This is a genomic window from Actinacidiphila sp. bgisy167 (genome assembly GCF_965342175.1).
In the GTDB taxonomy this organism is placed as follows: domain Bacteria; phylum Actinomycetota; class Actinomycetes; order Streptomycetales; family Streptomycetaceae; genus Actinacidiphila.
Genome location: NZ_CBDRBL010000154.1, coordinates 1 through 5,861 on the forward strand (window position 1 = coordinate 1; position 5,861 = coordinate 5,861).

Here is a 5,861-nt window from a genome sequence, read left to right on the forward strand (position 1 = left end):
CGGACCGCGCGGCACGCCGGACAGTTCCGCGCACATCCGGCGTGCCGCGTGCCGATCGCAGGAGGGGGCCGCGCTCCAGAATCGGAGCGCGACCCCCTCATCTGCGTGACTGCGGGGTGCCGGCTCGCTCACCTGGCAGACCCCGAGGCAGCGGGCCCTGCCTGCCCTGCCGACCGTACGGGCGCGTCGTGGCGCCGTTGTGACATGGCACAGATGTGCCATGTCGGATCGCTGGCACGGTCCGGTCACCGCCCCACATGATGCGAACGGATTGTGAACCGCAGTCGAACGGGAGTTTGGCGGCGCGCGTACGCGCGGTGCCCCACCGGCTCCCGGCCTGGCGTCCCGGCACCGCCCACCACGACGGTGGCGCCGCGACGGCACGCCATCACGTCCGCTCACGAACACCGCACCCGGGCGCCGGGAGAAGGAAAGGTGCAGACACCTATGAGACGGATCCGCCTCTGGGCGGCGCTCTCCATGTCGGCTGTGGTCGCGGCGGGTGCTGTGGCGCCCGCGTCGGCCCAGGCCCCGTCGCCGGGGTCCACCGCGAGGACGCCGGCACCGCAGGACCGTACGGCCGCCGTACGGCTGATCACCGGCGACCTCGTCACCGTCAGCGACGCGCCGAACGGCAGGAAGACGGCCTCGGTGCAGCGTGCGCCGGGCCGCGAGAACGTCTTCTTCCAGATCTCCGAGAGCGGCGGCGCCCTGACGGTGCTTCCCTCGGACGCGGCGATGCTGGTCCGCACGGAGCGGCTGGACGCGAGCCTCTTCGATGTGACGGCCCTGATCGCACAGGGATACGACGAGGCGCACACCGACGCCCTGCCCCTGATCGTGTCCGCCCCGGCGGGTTCCGCGCGTGAGGCGGCCCGCACGACGGAAGCGCTCGCCGAGTTCCACGAGGGCTCCGCCGAGCCGCGGCAGCTGACGAGCATCGACGCCCAGGCGCTGCGCGTGGACAGGGAGGATCTGGCCGCGTTCTGGAAGCAGCTCGTGCCCGCGGCCGGTGTGCGGACGGCGAGCGCGGCGGCGGCCACTCCGAAGATCTGGCTGGACCACAAGGTGCGTCCCACGCTGGACCGCAGCGCCGCGCAGATCAACGCGCCCACCGCATGGGCGGCCGGCTACCACGGCGAGGGCGTCAAAATCGCGGTGCTGGACACCGGAGCGGACCAGACGCATCCCGACCTGGCGGGCCGGGTGAGCCTGGCCGAGGACTTCAGCGGCAGCGGTTCCACGCTGGACCACTTCGGCCACGGCACCCATGTCGCCGCCACCGCCGCGGGCAGCGGCGCCGCCTCGGGGGGTCTGCGCAAGGGCATCGCGCCGGGCGCCGACCTGCTGATCGGCAAGGTCCTCGGCGACGACGGTTCCGGCAGTGAGTCCCAGGTCATCGCGGGCATGGAATGGGCCGCGGCGCAGGGGGCCAGGGTCGTCAACATGAGCCTGGGCGCGGACATGGAGACCGACGGCACCGACCCGATGAGTCTGGCCGTCGACGAGATATCCCGCAGCAGCGGCGCGCTGTTCGTCGTGGCCGCGGGCAACTCCGGCGAGCGGGGGGAGATGACGGTGGGGTCGCCCGGCGCGGCCGACGCCGCCCTGACCGTCGGCGCCGTCGACCGCGACGACACGCTGGCGTCCTTCTCCAGCCGCGGCCCGCGTTTCGGCGACAAGGCGGCCAAGCCGGACGTCACGGCGCCGGGCGTCGGGATCGTCGCCGCGCGTGCCGCGGGGACGACCATGGGCACTCCGCTCGACGACTACTACGTCGCCGCCGACGGCACGTCCATGGCCACGCCCCATGTGGCCGGTGCGGCGGCGCTGCTGGCCGGGCAGCACCCCGACTGGAGCGGCGAGCAGCTCAAGGACGCGCTGATCAGCACGTCCCACACGGTCTCCGGGCAGGTGCCGACCGAGCAGGGCGGTGGCCGTGTCGACGTGAAGGCCGCGTTCACCTCTCCGGTGACCGCCACGGGCACGATCGTCATGGGTCCGTTCGACCGGGACGGGGCCCCGGTGGAGCGGGCCGGCGTGGTCCGTTACACCAACCACGGCGACGCCGAGGTGTCGCTGAGCCTGCGTGCCGCGCTCACGGCGAAGGGCGGCAGGCAACTGCCCGCGCAGGCGCTGACGCTGGGCACGGACACGGTCCGGGTCGCCCCCGGGGCGACCGCCGAGGTGCCGGTCGCGATCGACCCGGTGCAGGCGGGTCGCGGCTCCTTCTACGGCTACGTCACCGCCACGTCGGCCGGCGGTGTGTCGGTCCACACCACCGTCAGCCTGTGGGTGCGCGCGCCCATGCACAAGGTCACCATCGACTCGCGCGGTCCGGACGGGAACCCCACGGGATGGGCGCTCGTCGACCTGTTCGGCGGGGACACCGAGGTCCGGTTCGTCGGCTTCGACCCCCTGGTCGCCGAGGTCGAGGAGGGCACTTACCTGGTCGGCGGCACCCTGGCGGAGGACGGGGGCGACGGGGTCCGGGTGATCCAGGTCGTCGATCCCGAGGTGAAGGTCACCAAGGACACCACCGTGACCCTGGACGCCCGCAAGGCCAAACTGGTGCGTGTGCGCACGCCCTTGCCGGCGCAGCGGCGCAACAACTTGACGTACCAGATGTACCGGAAGATCGACGGGGTGGAGCGGACCTCGGGCGTCTTCTACGAGGACGGCGGGGGGCATGTGCCCCTCTATGTGAACCCCACGTCCAAGGTCACCGAGGGCGCCTTCGAGTTCAACGTGCGCTTCGAGATGACTGCGCCCGAGCTGAGGACCGAGGTGCGCGGTGCCGGGTTCGAGCTGAACCCGTTCTACGCCAAGCTGTCCGCGCCCTTCGACCCCCGGGGCGAGCGGCTGGTCGCCGTGGACGCGGGGACGCGGGACAAGCCGGACCTGCGGCCCGCGCATGTGCGGGGCAAGCTCGCCGTGATCCGCGACGAGTACGCGATGGACGGGTACGACCTGGCGGAGGCGGCCGCGAAGGCGGGTGCCAAGGGCGTTGCGGTCGTCCTGCCCGAGGGGCTCATCGCCTACACCCGGTGGAAGCCGACGGGCGCTCGCTCCGCCGTCCCGGTGGTGCGGATGACCGCTGCCGAAGGCGCCGCGCTGCTGAGGTACATGGCCGGTCGCAAGGCCGTCGTGGACATCTCCGGGACGGTCACGAGCCCGTACCTGTACGACGTCGTGACGCAGTGGCGGCAGATCCCGCAGGACGCCACGTACACCGTCTCGGACCGCAACACCGCGCAGGTGAAGGTCTCCTACGCGGACAACGGGCCGCTGCACTGGACCAGCGAGCAGCGCTTCAGTTGGCGGCCCTACACCGGCGTCGCCTGGGAGACCTCGCGCTGGGTGCCGACGGGCACGACCCGTACCGAGTACGTGACCTCCGGGGACACCCGGTGGATGCACGACGTCGACTTCGTCGCCGGACCCGACCTGTTCTACGGCGGTGCGCTGCGGTCGGGGCTGCGTGACGCCCCGCGCACCTTCGCGGGGGGCGAGAAGGCCTCGGAGGAGTGGTACCGGGCCGTGGTGCGGCCGTCCATCCCCCGCGGCTGGAACCGTCCTGCCGTCCGGAACGGCGACGTCCTGAGCCTCGCGATCCCGGAGTTCACGGACGCGGCGACGGGCCACTGGGGCCGGAGGCAGGAACCCTCCACCGGAGGTGGCATCGGCGGCCTGTCGGTGACCGGGACGGAGGACGATCCCTCCTACCCTCAGGGCGACAGCGTCGCGGCGGTGCTCTACCGCGACGGGAAGAAGGTGGCCGAGGCCGATGACGCCTGGCGGGACTTCTCCGTCCCCGCCGGAGCGGCCGACTACCGCCTGGACCTGACGACCGTGCGCGACACCGAGCACTGGCAGACCGGCACGCGGACCTCCACGTCCTGGACCTTCCGCTCCGGTACGGCGGCGGAGGAGACGCTGCTGCCTCTCCTCCAGGTCGACTACGGCGTCTCCGCCGACCTGGGGAACTTCGTCGGCGGCGGCAAGAAGCACGACCTCGACCTGACCGTCAGGAACCAGGACGGGCTCGCCGCACCGACCGGGGTACGCCTGACGGTCGAGGCCTCCTTCGACGACGGCAAGAGCTGGAAGGGCCAGGTCCGCGTCAAGGACCGCGGCCACAACCGGTTCACCGCCACGGTCGAGCGTCCCGGCGACCGGCGGGACGGCGGGTACGTGACCCTGCGCGTGACCGCCACTGACAAGGCGGGCAACGCGGTCCGTCAGACGGTGGAACGGGCCTACCGGCTCGGCGCGTAGGCACGCAGGCGCATCCGGAAGGCGCGAGCGGGTGCGGGGGCATGGCCCCGGCACCCGCTCGTCTCCACCCGCCGCCCCCGCTCAGCCGCGGGTACGGCCGCCAGTTCGGCGCTCCCCCGAGCGGGGACGCCGCCCGGCTGCGGGAGGCCGCGCACGCTCAGCGAGGCCCACGAGAACGGTCAGCCGGCGGTACGGGGCAGGGCAGGCGGATCGGTCCCGTTGACGCACGGAGGTTGACGCCCGGAGGTTGCCGACCGCCGCGTCAAGCCCTCGGGCGCCGTCCCGGGGGCTCCGGGGCGCCCGGCGATGTCACCGTCAGCGAACCCCCGACCGGCAGGGCGTGCCAGCGGTCGGCGTATGCGTCGAACACGTCCGTGATCCGGTCGACCACCGCCGGGATCTCATCCGCCGTCACATAGCGCGGCAGCTCGGGTGCGTGGCCGCGCCTGACCTCCCACACCCGCAGGGCGACGTCGGCCAGGTGCTCCGACCGGGCCATGTCCTGCCGGGCCCGCGGCGACGACTTCGCCGGCTTGGACTTGCGGCGCCGGGGCGGCCTTGACGCGCTCCGCCGGATCGGCGGGCAAGAACATGCCGTTGTCCCCGGCGGCCAGCCGCCCGTAGACGCCGAGTGCGATGCCCGCCTCCGCCTCGACCAGGAAGTGCACCAGGTCGTGCGGCAGGTACGGATGGCCGCCCGGGCCGTTGCGCGGGGCGAGCGCGGCCCCTTTCTCACGGTGGACGGCTATGCCGTAGCTCGTACCGGGCCCTTGGTGAAGACGACGCGCATGACCGGAACGGTACGAGAGGACCGCGGCCGGACGCACGGCACCCGCATTTCCGGCCGGCGCGGCGGGCACGGGACGGCGTCCGCGGCACCCGCCAGCACAGGCGGAATGACAAGTTCCGATTTAGGATCCTCGATGGGCCCGGCCGCGCCGTCCGTTCGCGACCGGCCACCGTCCACGAGTTCCCGGCGGCGCCGCGCGCCGCACACCGGAGCATGCGAACAGGACAGGAGAGCACCGTCATGACTCGAACGGCGTTCCGGCGAGGCGTTCCCGCCCTCGGGCTCACCATGGCGGCGCTCGCCGCGTGCGGTCCCGCGGCTCAGGACGTCAGCGGCGGGGCCCCGGCCGCCGCGGTGTCGACGCAGGCGTCCATGCGGCCGGTCGACAAGCTGTCCGTCCAGTTCGAGCAGGCCCTTCCGAACGTCAAGGGCAAGACGTTCACCTCGGCGATCGTCGACTATCCGCCGGACGGGAGCTCGCCCCCGCATCGCCACGGGCAGGCCTTCGTCTACGCCTACGTGCTCAAGGGCGCCGTGCGCAGCCAGCTCGCCGGCGAGCCGGTGCACACCTACCGCCAGGGCCAGTACTGGATCGAGCCGCCGGGCGCCCACCATGTGCTCTCGGAGAACGCCAGCCGTACGGAGCCGGCGCAGCTGCTGGTCGTCTTCGTCGGCGACACGGGCGAACCGATCAAGGTCGACGATCCGTCGAGTTAGAGGTCGCGCGGATAGGCGGGGTGGAGAAAGGAGCGGGTCGAGGGCCGAGTTTGGCAAGGCGGAGAAGGGAGACGCA

3 protein-coding genes are annotated in these 5,861 nt (G+C 72.7%); 2 read left to right on the plus strand and 1 reads right to left on the minus strand.

The features are described 5' to 3' along the window. Nucleotides 1-447 precede the first annotated feature (447 nt). Nucleotides 448-4,278 (plus strand): S8 family serine peptidase, encoded by a 3,831-nt coding sequence (locus ACRWND_RS30105; RefSeq protein WP_431955030.1) that lies wholly within the window; start codon nt 448-450, stop codon nt 4,276-4,278. A 262-nt stretch (nt 4,279-4,540) separates the two neighbouring features. Here ACRWND_RS30105 and ACRWND_RS30110 read toward each other — a convergent pair whose 3' ends face one another. Next, nucleotides 4,541-4,777: a hypothetical protein gene (locus tag ACRWND_RS30110; protein ID WP_431955032.1), complete on the minus strand. Its 237-nt coding sequence runs from the start codon at nt 4,775-4,777 to the stop codon at nt 4,541-4,543. 531 nt (nt 4,778-5,308) lie between these two features. On the opposite strand from ACRWND_RS30110, the gene ACRWND_RS30115 reads away from it, so the two are divergent. Beyond that, entirely contained in the window at nt 5,309-5,785 is a 477-nt protein-coding gene (locus ACRWND_RS30115) for a cupin domain-containing protein (RefSeq protein ID WP_431955034.1), read from the plus strand. Nucleotides 5,786-5,861 lie beyond the last annotated feature (76 nt).

Bases quoted from the DNA above. Each gene is read 5' to 3' on its own strand.
- ACRWND_RS30115 (WP_431955034.1), top strand. From the start codon at position 5,309: ATGACTCGAACGGCGTTCCGGCGAGGCGTTCCCGCCCTCGGGCTCACC.
- ACRWND_RS30105 (WP_431955030.1), top strand. From the start codon at position 448: ATGAGACGGATCCGCCTCTGGGCGGCGCTCTCCATGTCGGCTGTGGTC.
- ACRWND_RS30110 (WP_431955032.1), bottom strand. From the start codon at position 4,777: ATGGCCCGGTCGGAGCACCTGGCCGACGTCGCCCTGCGGGTGTGGGAG.